Genomic DNA, 18,711 nt, shown 5'->3' on the forward strand with positions numbered 1-18,711 from the left:
GAAGCCGCGGGCCACCGCGACCGCACACCGTGACTCCGGCCGGCACAGGTTCCGCCGCTGAACTCGCCCTGGAAACAACCGACTTACCGCTGAGCGGAGCAACCCGCCCGCCGTGGCGCCCGGTGGTTCCCGGCCGCTGTTTGTTTCACCCGTCCCGGGAATTCATTCACCCCGCGGTCCCCGGCCTGCCTCCGGGCGCGCGCTGGCAGACTCTCCGGCAACCGAAGAACGGTGCGCACCCCCTCACGACACCGCGCGGCCCCCGGTTCCCCACGCTTCCCTCCGCAATGGCGCCGTGCTGCCCGAACCCCCTTGGAGGTACTCGTGAAACACGCCCTCGTTGCCATGGCGGCAGCGTCGGTGCTCGTGCTGAGCGGCGCCACGGCCCAGGCAGGCACACCACCGGCCGACTCCCCGTCGGCAGAACCGAGTTGCGCCCAGGACGTGACGGCCGGCCACTACACCTGCTTCGCCCTGAAGCGCACCGACGTGAAGGGGGTGAAGGCCCTCGCGGCCGACGCCACCCCCAACGGCTACGGCCCCGGCGACCTGCGCTCGGCGTACAACCTGCCGGACAGCGACACGACGACCACGATCGCCGTCGTCGACGCCTACGACGACCCGACCGCCGAGTCCGACCTCGCCGCCTACCGGTCCCAGTACGGACTGCCGGCCTGCACCACCGACAACGGCTGCTTCACGAAGCTGAACCAGGACGGGCAGACCGGTCCGCCGCCGTCCCCGGACGCCGGCTGGGCGGGCGAGATCTCGCTGGACCTCGACATGGTCTCGGCGATATGCCCCTCCTGCCACATCACCCTGGTCGAGTCGGACGACAACACCGCGGAGAACCTGTTCGGCGCGGTCAAGAAGGCCACCGACCTCGGCATCACGTACGTCTCCATGAGCTTCGGCGGCTCGGAGTCCGGCGCGGAGTCCGGCTACGACACGACGTACCTGCGCTCCTCCGGCGTCGTCTACACCGCGTCGAGCGGCGACAGCGGCTACAGCGCCGGGCCGATCTACCCGTCCACGTCCAACCGTGTGGTCTCGGTCGGCGGTACGTCCCTGACCCGGTCGTCCGACGCCCGCGGCTGGAGCGAGTCGGTGTGGGGCGGCAGCGGGGACGGCACCGGCTCGGGCTGCTCCAGCGACGAGAGCAAACCGTCCTGGCAGGGCGTCGTTCCCGACACCGCGTGCGCCCGCCGCGCCGACGCCGACGTCTCCGCCGTCGCGGACCCGGCCACCGGCGTCGCCGTGTACCAGACGTACGGAGGCGGCGGCTGGGCGGTGTACGGCGGGACCAGCGCGTCCGCGCCGATCATCGCGGCCGTGTACGCCCTCGCCGGCCCGCCCGCCGACGACGACCAGCCCGCGTCCGACCCGTACACGCACAACACCGTGCTGAACGACGTCACGACCGGCGACAACGGCACCTGCACCCCGTCGGTGCTGTGCACCGCGGGCACCGGCTGGGACGGCCCGACCGGACTCGGCACCCCCGACGGCCTGACCGCCTTCAAGGCGGGCAACAGGATCACCGTCACCGGCCCCGGCGACCAGACCGGCACCGCCGGCACGGCCGCCGAGATCCAGATCCGGGCGACCGACTCCGACCCGGCCGCCACGCTCGCCTACGCGGCCACCGGCCTGCCGCCCGGGCTCACGATCGACGCGGACACCGGCCTGATCTCGGGCACACCCAGCGCCGGCGGCGTCGCCAAGGTCACCGTCACGGTCTCCGACGGCACCGGCGCCACCGGGTCCACGTCGTTCACCTGGATCGTCGTCGGCAACGGCACCGGATGCTTCGGACAGGTCCTGCTCAACCCCGGATTCGAGTACGGCGACGCGGCCTGGACCGCGAGCGACGGAGTGGTCAACGACGACGGCACCTACGCGCACGACGGCTCCGGCTACGCCTGGCTCGACGGCTACGGCACCGCGCACACCGTCACCCTCTCCCAGCAGGTGGCCATCCCCGCAGAGTGCAAGGCCACGCTGGTCTACCAGCTGCGGATCTCCAGCTACGAGAGCGCCGGGCACGCCCGCGACACGCTCACGGTGACCGCCGACGGGCACACCCTCCAGACCTTCTCCAACACCGACCAGAGCACCGGGTACACCGAGCGCACCGTCGACCTGTCCGCGTACGCCGGGAAGACCGTGACCCTCACCTGGACCGGCAAGGAGAACGGCTCGCTCGCCACGTCCTTCTTCGTCGACGACACGGCCCTCGACCTCGCCTGACGCACGGCCCGCTCCCCACGCGGCCCGTTGACACGCACACGAAAGGCACTCCCATGCGCACACGACCAAGACGCGCCCCCAGCGCCCTGGTGGCCGTCGCGTCGCTCCTGCTGGGCGCGGCGGCCCTCGACTCCGCGGCCGTCGCACCCGCCACCGCCGACCCGGCCGGTCACGCCGCCCCCGCCGCACACCACCCGGTCCGGCACTGGAAGAAGAGCGGCCTGACCCAGACACTGACCGCCGACGCGGGTCTCGGCGCCACCATCGGCTACTCGTCCGCGCTCTCCGCCGACGGCACGACCGCGGTCCTCGGCGCACCCGACGCCAACTCCTACGACGGCGCCGTCTACGTCTTCCACAAGTCCGGCGGCACCTGGCGGCAGGACGCCGAACTGACCCAGAGCGACCTCCAGTACGCCGAGATCGGATTCTCCGTCTCCGTCTCCGACGACGGCCGCACCATCGCCGCCGGCGGGATCAACTCGGGCGGCCGCGTCTACGTCTTCGCCGAGCAGGACACCGGCTGGAAGCAGGACGCCGAGTTCAAGCCGCCCGCGGGCGGCGGCATCTTCGACGACCTCGGCTACTCGGTGAGCGTCTCCGGCGACGGATCGACCGTCGCCGCAGGCGACTTCGCCCGCTACAACAACCAGGGCTCGGTCTTCGTCTACGACAGGACCGCGGACGGCTGGAGCGCCGGGTCCGAGCTGAAGGCCCCGGACGGCGTCGCGGGCGACCGTTTCGGCTACGCCAACGGCGTCTCCCTGTCGCACGACGGCAAGGCCGTCGCCGTCGGCGCGATGAGCAGGAACAAGGACAGGGGCGCCGTCTACACCTTCGCCCGCGAGGACGGCGACTGGACCCCGACCGGCGAGCTGACCGCCCCCGACGGCGCCGCGAACGAGCGGTTCGGCGAGGCCGTCGCGCTCGCCGGGACCGGCGACGGCCTCGTGGTCGGCGCGCCCTACCACGACACCGGCGTCGCCTACACCTTCCAGCTCACCGGCGGGTCCTGGACCGCGACCGGCGAGCTACAGGCCGGCGGCAGGCGCGACTTCAGGTCCGACGCCATCGCGGTCGACATCTCCGGTGACGGCTCCGTCGTCGGGGTCGGCCTGCCGTCCCGCAACATGCTGTACGGCGCCGCAGCCGTCTTCGTCCGGAACGGCTCCGGCACCGGCTACACGCAGAACGCGACGCTCGTGCCGTCCGAGTACCGCGGCACGACCGGCGGCGCCGGCACCGGGCTGGCCCTCTCCGCCGACGGACACACCGCGCTGGTGGGGGCACCCATGGTCGCGGAGCCGGACTTCATATCCGGCGCCGGCTTCGTCTACGAGGACGGGGCCGCCGAGCCCGGCCCCGGCGGGATCCTCGGCCAGGTCGCGTCCTCGGTCCGCGACACCGCCTCGCAGGGCAAGCCCCCGACGGCCGACACGCCCTCGCCCTACGGCAACAGCGGCCGGACCCGGGCCACTTCGGCGGCGCACCGCTCCGGGCTCGCCGGCCGCCACCCCCTCCTGAACGGCACCCACCGCACCGCCACCGCCTGCGCCGCGGTCGCGCGGCCGGGCCACGCGAGCTGCAGCGCCCAGGTGGTCACCGACTCCGCGCTGAAGCCACTGACGACCGCCGACTACGAGGACGGCTACACCCCCGCCCAACTCCGGAGCGCCTACGGGCTGACGGGCCTGACCGGCAGGAACACCGTCGCCGTCGTCGACGCCTACGCCAACCCCGACGCGCAGAAGTCACTGAACACCTACCGCGAGCGGTTCGGCCTCGGCCCGATCCACCTGACCCAGGTCGGCCAAGACGGCACCTCCAGGCTGCCCACGGCGAACTCCGGCTGGGGAACCGAGGAGATGCTCGACCTGGAGATGGTCTCGGCGGCCTGCCCGACCTGCTCGATCCTGTACGTCGGCGCGGACTCGGCCACCTTCGAGGACCTCGGCACCGCCGTCGACACCGCGGTGAAGCTCGGCGCGAAGGTCGTCTCCAACTCCTACGGCGGCGAGGAGGACTCCGACAGCCCGGAGATCCAGGCGAAGTACTACCAGCACCCGGGCGTCGCGATCACCGCGAGCAGCGGCGACTACGGCTACGGGGTCTCGGTCCCGGCCGCCTTCAACTCGGTGGTCGCGGTGGGCGGCACCTCCCTCACCCTGGACACCTCGGGCACCCGTACCGAGGAGACCGCCTGGGACGACGCCGGCAGCGGCTGCTCGCGCTTCACCGCCAAGCCGTCCTGGCAGCCCGACGGCTACTGCGCCAACCGCACCGTCTCGGACGTCTCCGCGGTCGCCGACCCCGACACCGGGGTCGCGGTCTACGACTCGGCCGCCGGGGGCTGGCTGGTCGCCGGCGGCACCAGCGTGTCGGCGCCGATCATCGCCGGGATCTACGGCCTGACCGGCCACACCTCCGGCCTGCCCGCCCAGCGCCTGTACAGGGCTCCCGGCCACTCGCTGTACGACGTGCGCACCGGTCTCAACGGCACCTGCTCGTCGGACTACCTGTGCTCCGGCCTGTCCGGTTACGACGGCCCGACCGGGGTCGGCTCGCCCAACGGCGTCGGGGCGTTCTGACCACCGCGCCGACACCCGCTGCCGTGACCGGCCCGGACACCCCGTCCGGACCGGTCACGGCCCCGTCTCCGGCACCAGGGCGACGTCCCGGCGACGTCCCGCCCCGGGAACTCCCCCTGGCCGGACGAACCCCGGGTTCCAACTGCACCGGTACAGCGCGCCGTTCGCTCGCGGATCCCGATGTCCGCCGTACGGGTCCGGCGGCCGTCGACGGCGACGCGTGCCTCGGTCCCGAACTCAGTCCGAGTTGAACCACACCAGCACACCGGGGCCGTCCGGTGTGATCACCGGGACCCACGCCTCGTCGGCCTCCCGCATCCGGCTCTCGTCCAGCCGCAGGGCACGCAACTCCTCGGTGGTCCCGTCGCAGCCTCCTCGCGCTCACCGACGGCGTCAGGACCCCGACCGACCGCGAACGCGAGGTCACGACACCGGCCGCGTACGGCAGATCCAACGCCGAGACCGCCGAGCACCTCGTCCTCGGCCCGCTGACCGTGCGCAGCCACATCCAACGGGCCATGGCCAAGGTGGGCGCCCGCGACCGCGCCCAACTCGTCGTCACCGCCTGCCAGAGCGGACTGGTCAAACCGCACCAGCCGCCCCGCGGCTGAAGAGGCACTGCTCTCCGGCGGTGAGACCCGCGGAGGACGATCCTGCCGTCGGGCGCCCGCCGGTACCGCGCAGCCCTCGGCGCGGGGCCCGCAGAGACCGGGCCGACGGGTCTCGCCGCAGCGTTCGGGTGAGGCACCGCCGCGCCGCCGACGCCGGGCCCGCACGCACGGGATCATGCCCCCATGATCACTTCCCGCCCGTTCTCCGCCCGGCGGCTCCGCGCCGCCGTGGCAGCCGCGGTGACCGCCCTCGGCGCACTCGCCCTCACCGCCGCGCCCGCTGCGGCGTCTGCCGCACCGCACCGCGCGGCCGCCCCCGCACTCACGGTCGACGAGCCGCACTGCGGCGGCGAATGGGTCGACTACAAGGACAGCAACCAGGACCGGCGGATGAAGAGCTGGCTCTGTCTCTACGACAGCGGGAACGGCGGCATCTACCCGACCCTGTGGACCGAATGCGGCTGGTGGAAGATCATCGGCTGGGCCGCGCCGCCGAACGGCTGCCGGATCTGGGAGCCCAGCTACTACGAGATCACCTTCCCCGACGGCACCAAGACCAAGGACGCGGTCTTCCCCGGAGCCTCCGGCAGCGACAAGGCCGCCACCAACGGCAGCTCCTACCCCTGCCAGAGCGGCCCCTGGAAGCTCTGGTCCTACTACGGCGTCCAGATGAAGGACGTCCTCGGCAACTGGGGCAGCAGCGTCTCCGCGACCCACGAAGTCACCATCAACGTCACCTGCCCCTGAACCAGCCGGCCCCGCCTCCCGCCTCTCGCCCCGCCCGGACCCTCTCCCTCCGTGAAGGTCCGGGCGAAGCCGGTCCGCACGCAGGCGTATCGACCGGCCGGCGGCCGACGTGGCCGGCCCGGCGGAAACCCGCCCTGTGGGCTGTACGGCTGCCCGGCGCCGCCGTCCTGGTCGCTGCCGGCCGGGTGCGGCCGGGTCTCGGCGTCGATCCGGTCGGCGGCGTCGGCGAGCCGACGGGCACGGGCCGCGAGCGTCCTCCCGTCGCGGGTCCGGGCCGCCTGGACGCAGGCGGCGAGGTGCGCATGCGGCGTGCTGTCCGCGTCGGCGGAGCGATCGGACACCGGAGCGGGCCGGCTCGCGTCGGCCGGGGGAGCCGCGGCGGGGGAGTCCTGGCGTGAGGTACGGCGCTCCCCCCGACCTTTGGGGACAGATGATCGAATGACCCAGCCCGGACCGGGGTAGGACGGACGCCGGGTGTCTTCCTCCAGCGGAGGACCCCGCTACTCATCCGGCCGGTAACCCGGCAAGAGCGAAGGACGCAGTATGGCCAGCGGCACCGTGAAGTGGTTCAACTCCGAGAAGGGCTTCGGCTTCATCGCCCAGGACGGCGGCGGCCCCGACGTCTTCGCCCACTACTCGAACATCTCGGGCAACGGGTACCGCGAGCTGATCGAGGGAGAGCCGGTCACGTTCGAGGTCACCCAGGGCCAGAAGGGACCCCAGGCCGAGAACATCGTCCGCGGCTGACGTCCCGTCGGCCTGCGGAGCCCCGTGCGGAGTCGCAGCACCGGCGCGGGGTGAAGCGGCCCGGTGGCCCGCCGGGCTCACAGCCCCGAGGCCGCAGGTTCAAATCCTGTAACCGCTAGGAGCGTCAGGGGTCCGGCACCAGCCGGGCCCCTGACGTGTTCCTCGACCACAGTCCCCGCCGGACACGGCGCGACGGCGCCCCCGCGGGCAGCCGACGGACGCGGCGGAACCCTGCGCGGCTCGCGGAGCCGCCGCACTGCGGGACGACCTTGTCGCCGACAGAGTGCACGATCTGGTTGCGGAAGCCGGATCCCGGCCTGGACCGCCTGGACCGCCTGGGTCGACGCCTGAGTCGGATTCTTGCCAGAAGTCGGGCATGAGTTGCTGTTTGACTGCGCCCATGACCACCACACAGCCGGACGACGCCCGCCTCTTCCGCTCCTTGCACACCCCGACCGAACCCCTCGCGCTCGCCAACGCCTGGGACGTGGCGAGCGCCCGTGTCATCGAGGCCGCGGGTGCCTCCGCGATCGCCACGACCAGTGCCGGCGTCGCCTGGTCGCTGGGTTCTCCGGACGGCGACAGCCTTGACCGGGGCATGGCGCTGGAACTGATCGGCCGCATCGTCGCCGCCGTCACGGTTCCGGTCACCGCTGACATCGAGGGCGGGTACGGCGAGGATGCCGCCGGTGTTGCCGAGACCGTCGCCGGGGTGCTCGCGGTGGGCGCCGTCGGCGTCAACATCGAGGACGGCACCCGGCCCCCGGCGGAGCTCGCAGCACGGCTGGCCACGGCCCGGCGGACCGCCGACCGGGCAGGCGCAGACCTGTTCCTCAACGCCCGGATCGACACCTTCCTGTTCGGGCTCGGTGCCCCGGACACCCGGCTGAAGGAAACCCTGTCCCGGGCGCAGAGGTACGTCGACGCGGGCGCGGACGGCATCTTCGTCCCCGGCGTCACCGACACCGCCACCATCGCGGCACTGGCCGGCGACATCTCCGTACCGTTGAACGTCATGGCCGGCCCCGGCACCCCGACCGTCGCCGAACTCGGTGCCCTCGGCGTGGCCCGCGTCAGTCTCGGATCGGGCGTGGCACAGGTCGCCTACGCTGCCGCCCGCCGCGCCGCGCAGGATCTCCTCGGCACCGGCGGCTACGACTCCCTCGCCGAAGGCATGGCCTTCCCGGAACTCGACGCGCTGCTCTCCACCTCCCGCTGACCCGGGCATCCGACGGGCCCACCTGCCGTACCTGCCGGCCGCGCGGACCAGGTCGTCCGCGTACAGGCCGCCCGAGGTCTGGCGGCGCACGAGGCCGGGGACGGTGTCCTCGACGCGCACGGAGGTCGTGGCGAGGAACTCGGTCACCGTGCGGGCGTTGTCGCCCCGGAGGGCGTAGCGGGTGTTGGCGAGCAGGCGCTGTCCGGTTGCCGACCAGTTCGCGCGGCCAACGCGCGTACGGTGGAACGTCGTTGCTCGTACCGGCGCCGTGGGTGGACATCAGGAACAGCCGGTCCGTACCGTGGCGGGGCGTCTTCTCCAGCAGCAGCCGGGTCGACACCAGGCACACGCCGACGGAGCCGCTGTCGTCGATCTCGGCACGGGAACGTCCGGACGCGGGGATGCCGAGGCTGGAGACGACGGCGTGGGTGTCCCGCAGGATCCGGTCGACGGTTCCGGGGTCCCGGGCGTCGCCCACGACGACGTCGAGGCGGTCGTCCCGCAGCGGCAGTCCCTCCGGACACCGTACGAGGGCGGTTACGTGATGCCCGCGGGACACGAGGGCGGTCACGTGATGCCCGTGGGACAGGGCGCGGGCGACGACCTGCCGAGTCGGGTATCACCAGCCTCACCCACCAGAACCTCGCGGCCAGGGCGGAGGGGAGCAGGGCGACGGTCCACCGGCACCGGCCGACCGTCATCGACGTCGTCCTGGACCTGCTGGACACACGACGCGCGTCGAGTCGGTCGCCGCCGCCTTCGCGCCGGAGTGCGACCTGCGGCGCGACACCGCCCACGTCACCAACCTGCTGGCCCTCGTGAACGGTCCGCTTTTCCAGCTCGCCGCCTTCGTCGGTACGCGGCCGCCGCCGGAAGTGCTCGACGCCGTCGTCGACACGGTCGAGGCCTACCTGCACCGGCACTGTGCGGCGCGGGTGGAGCGACAGGCTGAAGCGGAGAAGGGACGACGAGGTTTCGGGACGGCCGCGGTGATCGGTGCCCGGTCCCGGCATCCGGGTGCGGGCCGGGTCGCGGGCGGCGGTGGTCGTCGGGGCCGGTGGTGGTGACGGGCTCTGCCTCTCCTCCGCGCAGCGCCTGACGGGCCTTCCCGAAGCGCCACTCGGGCGAGCGCCCGAGCCGGACAGCGCGGTCCGGATCCCGTTGCTCCTGGTACGACGGCTCTCCGTCGCCTCGCGGTACCAGCCGCGCGGGAACTCGGAGCCGATGCCGGTTCCGGTCGTGCGCCCGCGGGCGGCGGAGGCGGGCGGTGTCCGGCGGGCCGCTGCCAACCGGGGCCGCGCCTGACGGACTTGTCGGCCGTGCGCCCGTCGGCGTCCGGCACTGGGAGCGGAATACCGGGTAAACAGCTGTCCGCCCGCCACTCCCGAGATGTGACGGTCGCAGGAAGCGGCGGACGGACCGGAACTCCGCAGGAGGAGCATCCATGGCCCACGATGACACACCCCGGATGCCGGACGGCACCGGCCGCGCCGTGACGTTCACGCTGCCGAGGGCGGCGCGCGCGGTGTCGGTGATCAGCACCAGCGGTCTCGTCCTCGCCATCGCCGACGGCCGGTTCGCGCACAACACCGCAGGCCTGTGCGCGGTCGTCGTACTGGACGTCGCCGGCATGGTCTACGACCTGGTCGACCGGGCGCTGCGGCGGCGCTGAGCCGCGACAGCGTCCGGTCCTTCACGGCCGGACCGCGGTCGCCACACCGAAGTCCGGCCGGACGGCCAGCCATTCGGCCACCGTGGGACGCCACGCCGGGTCCCACAGCCGGGGCAGGTGCGGCGCCCCCGCCGCACCCGCCGTGCGCCGGACGTCCCCGGCGCGCTCCGGCAGGTCCGCCGGCGGGGCGCCGAGGGACTCCGCGGCGTCGCCGGCGGCCACGGCCAGCGCCCACACACGGGTGCCCAGCGGATCGTGCCCGGCGCCCGCGGCGGTCTCGTCCAGGCTCCGCGCGGCGTGCACCGCGGACCGCACCCAGTCCCGCAGCGCGTCGCGGTTGCGGACGGACCAGTGCAGCCGCAGGGCGACCAGCCGGCGGACGGCCCGGCGCTCGTGGGCGGCCCGTGCGGCGGCCCGGCCCAGCCGCGGGCGGGACACCATGGCCGGGTCGAACACGTCGACCGTCATGTCCGCCGGATCCAGGAGGCGCGCCAGAGGGCTGAGCAACGCCTCACCCCGCAACTTCCCCCTGCCCGGCCCCGAGTACGAGGTCAGGCTGCCCAGTGCCACCGGCAGCGGCAGGTCCGGGTGGTACACGCGAAACCCCAGCCCGTCCGGCGCGGCTTCCCGGGAGCCGGGCTCCACCTCCACCCGCAGCAGCACGCCGTCGTCCGCGTCCTGCGTCCACCAGCTCACCGTGTTCTCCGCGGCGGCGAGCACCCGCGCCGGGACCTGGTCCCAGTCGGCGCTGCCGATCCAGCGGCCGGAACCGGTGCCGCCCGTCTGGATCCGGACCCTGGGCAGGATCCGCTCCTCGGGGCAGGACATCCGGGTCCCCGACTCCCGCACGGCCGCCTCCTCCCGGGCCAGTTCGAGCAGCCGTGCGTGATGCGGATGGCCGTCGAGCAGGCACGCGGCGGCCAGCAGGGAGTCCATGACCGCCTCGGCGACCAGACCGTCCGACACCTGCTGCGGCGACCAGCGGCGCAACAGCTCGACGAGCGGCAGCAGACGGTCGGCCGACCTGCGCAGGCACGCCTCCGCCGCCGTGTGCGCCTCCGGAACGATCCCGTCCAGGTCCCACAGCAGGCCCCCCGCCTCCAGGTCGAGGAGCGCCGGATCGAGCGGGTCCGGTGACCAGTTCGCCAGCCAGCGGGCGGTCGCCAGCCGCGCCACGGACGTGTGGTGCGGTCCCGGAGCCCACGGCGTGTCGACCGACCGGACGGTGGCGTCCACGGGGTCCTGCCGGGACACCGTCCCGGCCCGCGCCCCGGCCAGCGCCACCCGCGCGACGGCCACGGCCTCGGCGCCGTAGACGCCGGCCAGCCAGTCCGCGGCATCGGCGAGGTCGTCCACCTCCGCGTACGGCGGGGCGTCGGGGGCGAAGGGGTCGGTCACCAGCATGCCGCCGGCCAGCTCCAGGGGCGAGTGGAACGGCCGCTCCTGGAGGGGAGGACCCAGCCGCACGGTGCCGACCGTGTCGATGCGAACGGTCACTGTCGTGGTCATGGTTCCGTGTCCTCTTCTCGGTCCGAACAGAAGGTCTCGATGACATCGCGAGCCTGTTCCACGGTGGGCCGCACCAGCGGTTTCCCGCTGTCCGGCTGCGAGTCGGCGTACGCCTGAAGCGCCTGGAGCCACCAGACGCGGACGCTTTCGAGGTCCGGGGCGGTGAGGAACCAGCGGACCAGCCCGCGAGCGCCGCCGTCCGCCAGGGAGGGGTCCGCGCCGATGCGGTGGTCGAAGACGGCCACGACCACGTCCCGAAGGTGCAGGGCCCGAACCGAGTGACGGGTGGCCGCGGGCTCGCTCGCGGCGGGGTCCTGCGGCTCCCTCGGGCCCAGCCTCAGCATCTCCGGCTCGTCGGGGTCGGGCCCGCCGGAGCCGGCCTCGCGGACGAAGGAGCGGATCGCGCTGCCGACCAGTTCGATGCAGCGCTCGGGGGAGGTCGGCATCCCGCGGACCTCGCCGGTGTGCAGCCTCGGCCACAGCCGGGGCACCACATGGACGGGGGCGGCCTCCAGCTCCTGGCGCGCGCGTCCGTGCAGTCCGCCCGGACGGCGCATGCTGTAGGCCAGGAAGTCGGCTCTGACGATCGCGCCGATCAGCTGTTCCATGCGGCGAGGCAGCCGTTGCACGGGCGACCGGCCTCTCGCCGCCAGGCGCTCGTCGATGACGGAGGTGGTGACCGCGTAGGCCAGCTGCACACCCAGCGCGAACGCCGACCGCCGGTCGTCGCCGGCCAGACCCAGCGGACCGCACATGCGTTCCGCCTCCCGCAGGGCGACGTCGAGCGTGGTGCTGTTGCGGAACTCCTCGCTCGCTTCCTCCGGGTTCCGGAAGACCGCGGCGCCGAGCCGCTGCCTCAACGACCTGTCGAGCGGGCGCGGCAGGGGGGTGCCCCGCCCCGTACGCCGCTCGGCCACCCCCGGCCGGGGCGGGACGGCCGACTCCGAGAGCCCGGAGGCCTCGGCGTCGGCCAGCAGGCGCTCCCAGGGCCGGGTCTTGACGTAGGCCTCCCACAGCCCGTTCACGTCGCTGGTGACGTCGGAGTCGAGCAGTTCGTCCAGGGCGTGCCGCTCGGCCGGATCGGGTGTGCGGCTGGGGGCGGGCGCCGGCGGGGCCCAGTGCCGGTCCACGACGGCGCGGAGCCGCTCGACCACGGCGGGGTCCGCCAGCAGATTCTGCAGCACGGCGTGTTTCGGGGGCGGCTGGTCCTGCGCGCCGGACAGCCGCAGCACCGCACGGTCGCAGTCCTCGGCGGCCGGGGGGCGGTCGCCGTCCCACTGCCTGGTCACCCGGTACAGCACGTCCTCGCACCGCCAGACGGCCACGTCGGCCCGGCGGCACGCCTCCCGCAGACAGGGCAGGACCAGGCCGTCCAGCAGCACTTCGGGTAACAGGCCGGCCACGGCGTCGGCCACCTGGTCCATCTCCCGCCGGTCGCCCGACTTCGCGCGCAGGACCGACCGTAGCCCGGGGTGCTTGTCCCTGAGCCAGGGCATCAGATAGCTGCCGGCGAGGCGCTTGTTGACCACGTCCTTGGCCACCCCGCCCAGCGGGTGGATCGCCTGGCGTGCCTCGCGCGGCAGCCGCAGCCAGCCGCGGGTCAGTGCCTCGATCAGACTCTCGGTCATGGCGTCCCCTTTCCGTCCGGGGCACGCAGCCCCTCCCGTTCCAACGCCGTCTCGGCCAGCGCGCGCAGGGCCCGCACGGTGGTGCGCACCTCGTTGAGGTACCTCGTCGGCGTGAACGGCTGATGCAGGGCGGGCGCCCGGTCCGCCACGTCGCCGCCGACGGTCTCCACCTCCACGTCGTGCGGGAGGGCCAGCATCCGGATCGCGGTGAAGTGCTGCATGGGCTGGTAGATCGGCGTGGTGACGAGCAGCAGCCGGGCACCGGGCTTCAGGGCGGCCATCCGGTCGGCGAAGAAGGCGTACGTCTCGCCGGTGTGGGCGCGGCGCTCCGGGGCGGTGGAGGGTGCGGCGGCCACCCGCACCGACAGTCCCCCGGCGGTGCGGTAGTGGCGCACGCCCCAGGTCAGGCCGGGAAGGCGGGCGGGGTCGGGGGACACCTCGCCTTCCTCGCGCTCCGGGGCGTCGAGACCGAACGCGAGCCGGGTGCCGAGGTCGAGCGCCTGGTACTCCTCGGTCAGCTCGGGGTGGCCGAGGCGTCCGGCGAGGACGGACTCCAACTCGTTGGGGTCGCGCGCCTCCTTGGCGAACGGCCGGTGGCCGCCCAGCGCGGTGACGGCCCCGGCGGTGACGGTTCCCTCGGCGATGAGCTGGGCGGCGTAGGCCGGGCGGTTGAAGCAGGCCCGGATCAGGCCGCCGAGCATGAGCACATGGTCGTACTCCCGGCGGCTGGGCGGCACCGTGTCCCGCAGGCCGAGGGCCGTGACGGCGGCGAGGGTGGTCTCGGCCTGCCCCGGGGTCATCGGCAGCTCGCCGGCCTGGTGGCGCTCCTCGTCCGCCAGACGGGTGTTGACGCTCCCGGTGAACTCGAAGAGCCGGTCGATGCGCTCCAGCAGGGTGTCCGCGGTGCCCGCCAGCTCCGCGGGGTCGCCCCCGAAGGCACCGACCAGCGCCCGCATGGCGTCGCAGGCGAGATAGCCGTCGATGTCGGAGAGCAGGTCCTTGCCGCTGCCGGGCAGGGTGGGCCGGGGGAAGTACGAGGTCATGAGCGTTCCCTTTCACTTTCCTGGGGTGCGGGGGCGAAGCGACCGTCGCCGGACTCACTCCGGTAGACGCGGTACAGCTTCTCGGAGGCGTCGGGCACCCGTGTGGCGTCCCGGGCCAGTTGCTGGGCGTCGAGGCGGGCCAGGCCGGACTTGGCCAGGATGTCCAGGCTCTTGAGGACGTTCCCCTCGACGGTGACGACCAGGCTCTGCCGCACCTCCAGCGCCTCCCGCGCGTGGCGCAGCGCGTCCGTCAGGTACTGGACGCGTTCTGCGGGCGTGATGTCGTCCTGCAGCGCGGCGCGGTAGAAGTTCACCAGCGCGAGGCCGTGCACACAGGTGATCACTTCCTCCAGGTGCCGTGTGTGGTAGCGCAGTTGGCGGATGTTCAGGACGGCCTCGTAGTGCGCCTCGGCCTCGTCGAGGTGCGCGCGGGGCGGGCCGGAGGGGTCCACCTGCGCCAGCGCGATCTCCAGGCCGGCGAGGTTGAAGCGGCTGCGGTCCACGTCGGGCGAGTCCTTCTCGGTCAGCTCGGCGCGTTCGTCCGCGCTGTGCCGCAGCAGCCGTTCGGCCTTGCGCAGCAGCTCCAGCCGCTCGTGCGCCGACAGGTCGTCGGCCCTGGCCCGCTTACGGATCAGCAGGCCGTGCATCGCCTCGGCGCGGGAGGCGGCCAGTTGCTCGGACCGGCCCGCCCCGGGGCCGTCGCACAGGGCCTGCGCCTCGGCGGTCCAGGCGATGGCCTCCTCGACCGTGCCCCACCGGGACGTGCCGTGGGCGTTGTGCACGGCCCGGGCCCTGCCGCGCAGACAGTCGGAGCGCATGATCCGCCACTCGGCGTCGGCGCCTGCCCCGTCGTCCGCGTCGGCGTGTTCAAGGGCCCGGTGGAAGGCGTACGTTGCGGCCGCCGTGTCCTGCCGCTGCACCAGCACGCCGAGCGCGTGCAGGTCGCGGAAGGCGTCCCGCCCAAAGGGCGTGCCCGCCAGCAGGTCGGCGATGCGCTCGACCTCCCTGGTGACCAGGACGAGATCGAAGGGCGAGGCCAGGACGGTCCGTTCGGCCGGGGCGGGCCGTGCGGCGTGCGTGGCGGCGAAGAGGTTCCGGTACAGCGTGCCCACCAGTACGGCGGTGTCCGCGCCGGCGTGCCGGGCGGAGTGGTCCTGGATCGCGCTGCGGAAGAGCCGGTGCATGGTGGCCTGACCACCCGTGAAGTCGATCAGGCCGAGGTCGTGCAGCCGGTCCAGGCCGGCCCGCACCTCGCGCCGGGGCCCGTCGCCCGCCTCGTCGCCTTGCATCGCCAGCGTCAGCAGTGCCGGGCTCAGCCCGGAGGGAGGCAGCCAGGCCATGGCGGTCGCCAGCCGGCGCTCGGGGGCGGCCGGGTCCCGCAGCGGCCCGTCCGTGTCGCCGTCCGGTCCACCGATCACGGTGGACCAGATGGTCGCGGGCACCTCCTCGCTCGTGCGGGTCGGCGTGGAGCCTGTCTTCCACCAGGCGAGGCCGGTGCTGTGCAGCAGGCGGGCACTGGCCTCCAGCAGCAGCGCCCGTCCGCCGATGAGGTCCAGGGGCGCGTCCGCCGCGTCGAGGAGCTTCCTGGCGTCGTCGGCGTCCAGCGGGGCCACGGGGATGTGCACGGCGTGCGTGTTCGGCGGCGCGGAGCCGATGGCGTCGCCCCACTCCGGCCTGGTGGTGGTGACGACCACCAACTGGCCCGGCGCGGTGGCCTGCGGAAGGCGCAGATCCTTCGGCTCGACCTCCACGTTGTCCAGCACGACCACCCAGGAGGCCTTGGTCGCCCGGAGCCGTTCCAGCGCCAGGGCCGCGTACCCCGAGCGGTCGCCGCTGTCGCGGTCCTGGGCGCTCAGTCCCCGCTCGTCGATCTCCGCGTCACCGAGCGACGCCGTCAGGGTCCGCTGGTCGGAGGCGCCCAGGAACCATCCGCGCCCCTCACCGGCACGCGCCGCGAGATGGTGGGCGAGCATGCTCTTGCCGATGCCCTGCGGCCCGTGCAGCACCACCGTTCCACCCTGCGCCGCGGCCTTGCGCAGGTCCTCGACGAGCGCGGCGCGCCCGGGGAACTCGATGAACGGCGGCTGGGGTGGCAGCCGCCGGTGGATCGCGGCCCTGGACTCGTTGCGCACCATGGGCAGGGGGCGCACGCTCTCGTCACCCTCCGCGTGCAGGGCCACGACGTCGACCATACGGACGGTGTCGTGCTCCGCCTCCAGCAGCGCGGTCCCCCTCCGGCACGCCGTGCCGAAGTCCGCGTTCCGGCCGTGGCAGGCGTACACCGCGTCGACGGCCGTGCCGCCCGTCAGCCGCAGCCGCTGCCCGTAGGCGCGGAAGACGCCCCGCTCGTGCTCGGGAACCGGGGTCACCGGCGGCCGGGCCATCTCGTCGTCGGCCGCCGTGGGGTCGGTGTGCACCACCAGGACGGCGTGGTCCTCCAGGATCGTGACGTACGACCGCAGACCGGCCGCCTCGCACATGGCGGCGAACAGGAGCGTCAGGTCCAGGCAGGTACCCGAACTGCGGTCGACCTCCTGCGGGTCACGGATGCGCTGCTGGGCGCGAGCGCTCCACGGGGCGCCGTTGTAGGGGATGCCCTTGCGCCGCAGACGCGTGTAGAGCCGTTCGAGCAACTCCAGCGGCCTGCCGTCCCAGCGGTGTGCCTCGTGCTCCAGCAGGTCGAGATCCCACAGGGCCTGCACACTGACGTAGCGGGCGAGCAGGCGGTGGCTGTCCGGTGTGCTGTCCGGATGCCACTCCGGCCACTCGGCCACCGTCGGGATGGCACCCACGGGGGTGGCGCCCTTCGGCATGTGTCCTCCCGCGGGATTGTCCGGTGTCATGTTCCACTCCCTCCTCCGTTCCCAGACCTGGCGGGAGGAACAGTCCCGTGTCCTCCCCGGGGAACGGCGTCGCAGAGGCCACATTTCCCGAAGGCCGGCACACTGCGGACGTCGGATCCGTACGCTCGTGTCACCATTTCTGTACGGGAGCCGAGGGGGCACCGGTGACCTACACGAGGGAAGAACGCGACCTGCTCAGAACCGCGTTGGAGGGCTGCCGGGCCGCGCTGGCCGCGGGCGGCCGGCCCTGCGGTGACAGCGTCCTCGCGGCCGCCCTCGACTACAAGCCGGAGACCGTGCGGAAGTACATGCTCGGCGAGCGCATGCCACCGCCCCGCTTCGTGCGCGCGCTCGCGGAGCTGGCCGGGGTGAGCCCGGCGCGGGTGTTCGCGAACATCGGCTGGCTGCCCCGAGGTGAGGCGCCGACGGCCGCACCGTACGAGCGGCCGCCCGAACTGGCCGCGGCGGTCTCCGCGATCAGCGGGGTGGAGGCGTTCGTACGCCGCCTGCCGCAGGCCCGGCTGCCCGCTCCACTGCGCGCCGTGGCGGCGCTCCACGACGACCGCCGGGCGGCCCTGCGGTTCCGGACCGGCCTGGCGCATCTCGTCTCCGGCGAGGAGTACGCGCTGCCCACGGCCCTGGTGAGCGAGTTCCGGCTGACCGACGGCGCCGAGCCGCTGCCCTGGGAGGACCTGAAGGAGCGTGCCCTGCGCGCGGGCTTCGGCGGCCGGTTGACCTACCACCCCTCGGACACGGACCCCGGCGCCGCACACGGTCGGACCCGCGCCGAACTGGAGATCACCGTCTGCGAGGCGCTGCGCGCGGCGGGGGAGTACAGCTGGCAGGGCGAGCCGGGAACCTCTCTGTGGGCCCCCGTCGCCGCGCACTGGCCGGGACACCTGCTGGTCCAGAACGGCCTCACCGACCTGCACCATCCCGCGGCCTCCCCCTGGCGGGGCGCCGACCGGCGGCCACTGGTGGTGATCGGCGCCGTCTGGTCCGCTGCGCACACCGCCGCTCTGGTCGCCGGCGCGCTCGGCTGGGAGTACGTTCCGGTCAGTTCGGCCACCGAGGTGCACGGCGGCCGGGTGGTGCAGGGCGATCCCCTCGACCGCAGGTCCGGACGGCTGCGCGGCTGGGCCGTGACGGCACGTCATATCGAGGAGCTGCAACGGCAAGGCCGGCCCTGGCCCGCGGTGCTCCTGGTCCGGCCCTACGTGTTCGCCGAGGACCGCAACTACGGCAGCATCATGACGGACCTGCTGCGCGACACCTGGGCGCGGGTGCTGTACGTGCGCCCGTCACCCCGTTACCTCCACTGGTGGGCGGCGCGTAGGGAACTCACGGCCGTCGACCGGACGCCGGCCGAGGTGTGGCGGGCCGGTATCGACCGCGCCCTGGAACGTGTCGAGGACGTCCTCGCCGCGCGGCGGGGCGGCGGGGGGCCCGGGGACGGCGACCTGCTGCTGTCGCTGCCCGACCCGCCGTCCGCCCCGCTCGCGGAGGACCCGCGGCTGCCGGGCCGGCTGGTGGACGACCAGTTCCGGTGCGCCTGGCGCGCCCTGGAGTGGCTGGACCGGACCGCCAACCGGGGACGGCGGTCCCTCTTCGCCGAACTGCGCCCCTCGTACCTGGGCGACCGAGCGGCCCAGGTACAAGGCGACCTCCCCGCCGTCCGTGGCCTGCCGAGTCTGTGACGGAGCGTCAGGCACGCGACCGCCGTCTTCGACGCAAGGACGGACTTGGGCAAACGCCGGCTTACCAGCCCTGGAAGCAGGCGTCGTCGGGGTCCTCGGGGCCGATGGCGTCCCCAGCGGCGGGAGTGTCGTACGGGCCGGTCTCGAACACGGTGCG

General features: G+C 73.7%; 13 protein-coding genes and 2 pseudogenes. 9 read left to right on the top strand and 6 right to left on the bottom strand.

Annotated features, from left to right (window positions below; all coding sequences use genetic code 11):
* Positions 1 to 345: 345 nt before the first annotated feature.
* Both ACZ619_RS34015 and ACZ619_RS34020 read left to right on the top strand, forming a co-directional pair.
* Complete coding sequence (locus ACZ619_RS34015; RefSeq protein WP_469607294.1) at positions 346 to 2,250, top strand: putative Ig domain-containing protein; 1,905 nt, start codon at positions 346 to 348, stop codon at positions 2,248 to 2,250.
* A gap of 53 nt (positions 2,251 to 2,303) precedes the next feature.
* On the top strand, positions 2,304 to 4,838 hold the full coding sequence (locus ACZ619_RS34020) for a hypothetical protein (RefSeq protein WP_469607296.1): 2,535 nt from the start codon (positions 2,304 to 2,306) through the stop codon (positions 4,836 to 4,838).
* A 237-nt stretch (positions 4,839 to 5,075) separates the two neighbouring features.
* Here the strand turns inward: ACZ619_RS34020 and ACZ619_RS34025 are convergent, their stop codons facing one another.
* A complete protein-coding gene (locus tag ACZ619_RS34025; protein WP_469607299.1) occupies positions 5,076 to 5,186 on the bottom strand; it encodes a DUF6210 family protein in 111 nt (36 codons plus the stop codon).
* A gap of 56 nt (positions 5,187 to 5,242) precedes the next feature.
* On the opposite strand from ACZ619_RS34025, the pseudogene ACZ619_RS34030 reads away from it, so the two are divergent.
* The 4 genes and pseudogenes from ACZ619_RS34030 to ACZ619_RS34045 all read left to right on the top strand — a co-directional run.
* Positions 5,243 to 5,449: pseudogene (locus tag ACZ619_RS34030) on the top strand (response regulator transcription factor); the annotation flags it as partial.
* Between the two features lie 183 nt (positions 5,450 to 5,632).
* Complete coding sequence (locus tag ACZ619_RS34035) at positions 5,633 to 6,196, top strand: hypothetical protein (protein ID WP_469607302.1); 564 nt, start codon at positions 5,633 to 5,635, stop codon at positions 6,194 to 6,196.
* A gap of 543 nt (positions 6,197 to 6,739) precedes the next feature.
* Positions 6,740 to 6,943 (top strand): cold-shock protein, encoded by a 204-nt coding sequence (locus ACZ619_RS34040; protein WP_382539523.1) that lies wholly within the window; start codon positions 6,740 to 6,742, stop codon positions 6,941 to 6,943.
* 400 nt (positions 6,944 to 7,343) lie between these two features.
* Positions 7,344 to 8,162 (top strand): isocitrate lyase/PEP mutase family protein, encoded by an 819-nt coding sequence (locus tag ACZ619_RS34045; RefSeq protein ID WP_469607305.1) that lies wholly within the window; start codon positions 7,344 to 7,346, stop codon positions 8,160 to 8,162.
* Positions 8,163 to 8,382: 220 nt separating this feature from the next.
* Here the strand turns inward: ACZ619_RS34045 and ACZ619_RS34050 are convergent.
* Positions 8,383 to 8,733 (bottom strand): annotated as a pseudogene (locus ACZ619_RS34050) (NAD(P)H-binding protein); the annotation flags it as partial.
* A gap of 247 nt (positions 8,734 to 8,980) precedes the next feature.
* On the opposite strand from ACZ619_RS34050, the gene ACZ619_RS34055 reads away from it, so the two are divergent.
* Both ACZ619_RS34055 and ACZ619_RS34060 read left to right on the top strand, forming a co-directional pair.
* Entirely contained in the window at positions 8,981 to 9,229 is a 249-nt protein-coding gene (locus ACZ619_RS34055; RefSeq protein WP_469607308.1) for a hypothetical protein, read from the top strand.
* Between the two features lie 377 nt (positions 9,230 to 9,606).
* Positions 9,607 to 9,834: a hypothetical protein gene (locus ACZ619_RS34060; protein ID WP_469607311.1), complete on the top strand. Its 228-nt coding sequence runs from the start codon at positions 9,607 to 9,609 to the stop codon at positions 9,832 to 9,834.
* Between the two features lie 21 nt (positions 9,835 to 9,855).
* Here the strand turns inward: ACZ619_RS34060 and ACZ619_RS34065 are convergent, their stop codons facing one another.
* Genes ACZ619_RS34065 through ACZ619_RS34080 form a run of 4 tightly spaced genes read right to left on the bottom strand, consistent with a single transcriptional unit; the run spans position 9,856 to position 16,827 of the window.
* On the bottom strand, positions 9,856 to 11,343 hold the full coding sequence (locus ACZ619_RS34065) for a hypothetical protein (RefSeq protein WP_469607314.1): 1,488 nt from the start codon (positions 11,341 to 11,343) through the stop codon (positions 9,856 to 9,858).
* Positions 11,340 to 12,971 (bottom strand): hypothetical protein, encoded by a 1,632-nt coding sequence (locus tag ACZ619_RS34070; RefSeq protein ID WP_469607316.1) that lies wholly within the window; start codon positions 12,969 to 12,971, stop codon positions 11,340 to 11,342. Before ACZ619_RS34070 ends, ACZ619_RS34065 begins: the two co-directional genes overlap by 4 nt.
* On the bottom strand, positions 12,968 to 14,014 hold the full coding sequence (locus tag ACZ619_RS34075; protein WP_469607318.1) for a hypothetical protein: 1,047 nt from the start codon (positions 14,012 to 14,014) through the stop codon (positions 12,968 to 12,970). Before ACZ619_RS34075 ends, ACZ619_RS34070 begins: the two co-directional genes overlap by 4 nt.
* Positions 14,011 to 16,827, bottom strand: a complete 2,817-nt coding sequence (locus tag ACZ619_RS34080; RefSeq protein WP_469607321.1) for a hypothetical protein — start codon at positions 16,825 to 16,827, stop codon at positions 14,011 to 14,013. Before ACZ619_RS34080 ends, ACZ619_RS34075 begins: the two co-directional genes overlap by 4 nt.
* A gap of 194 nt (positions 16,828 to 17,021) precedes the next feature.
* Here ACZ619_RS34080 and ACZ619_RS34085 point away from each other — a divergent pair, with 194 nt between their 5' ends.
* On the top strand, positions 17,022 to 18,554 hold the full coding sequence (locus ACZ619_RS34085) for a helix-turn-helix domain-containing protein (RefSeq protein WP_469607324.1): 1,533 nt from the start codon (positions 17,022 to 17,024) through the stop codon (positions 18,552 to 18,554).
* Positions 18,555 to 18,711: the final 157 nt, after the last annotated feature.

Source organism: Streptomyces sp. NPDC104367, from assembly GCF_055583825.1.

Excerpts from the sequence above, each read along its gene's own strand:
- ACZ619_RS34035 (WP_469607302.1), top strand. The coding sequence starts at position 5,633 with ATGATCACTTCCCGCCCGTTCTCCGCCCGGCGGCTCCGCGCCGCCGTG.
- ACZ619_RS34070 (WP_469607316.1), bottom strand. The coding sequence starts at position 12,971 with ATGACCGAGAGTCTGATCGAGGCACTGACCCGCGGCTGGCTGCGGCTG.
- ACZ619_RS34015 (WP_469607294.1), top strand. The coding sequence starts at position 346 with ATGGCGGCAGCGTCGGTGCTCGTGCTGAGCGGCGCCACGGCCCAGGCA.
- ACZ619_RS34060 (WP_469607311.1), top strand. The coding sequence starts at position 9,607 with ATGGCCCACGATGACACACCCCGGATGCCGGACGGCACCGGCCGCGCC.
- ACZ619_RS34045 (WP_469607305.1), top strand. The coding sequence starts at position 7,344 with ATGACCACCACACAGCCGGACGACGCCCGCCTCTTCCGCTCCTTGCAC.
- ACZ619_RS34080 (WP_469607321.1), bottom strand. The coding sequence starts at position 16,827 with ATGCCGAAGGGCGCCACCCCCGTGGGTGCCATCCCGACGGTGGCCGAG.
- ACZ619_RS34040 (WP_382539523.1), top strand. The coding sequence starts at position 6,740 with ATGGCCAGCGGCACCGTGAAGTGGTTCAACTCCGAGAAGGGCTTCGGC.
- ACZ619_RS34065 (WP_469607314.1), bottom strand. The coding sequence starts at position 11,343 with ATGACCACGACAGTGACCGTTCGCATCGACACGGTCGGCACCGTGCGG.
- ACZ619_RS34075 (WP_469607318.1), bottom strand. The coding sequence starts at position 14,014 with ATGACCTCGTACTTCCCCCGGCCCACCCTGCCCGGCAGCGGCAAGGAC.
- ACZ619_RS34020 (WP_469607296.1), top strand. The coding sequence starts at position 2,304 with ATGCGCACACGACCAAGACGCGCCCCCAGCGCCCTGGTGGCCGTCGCG.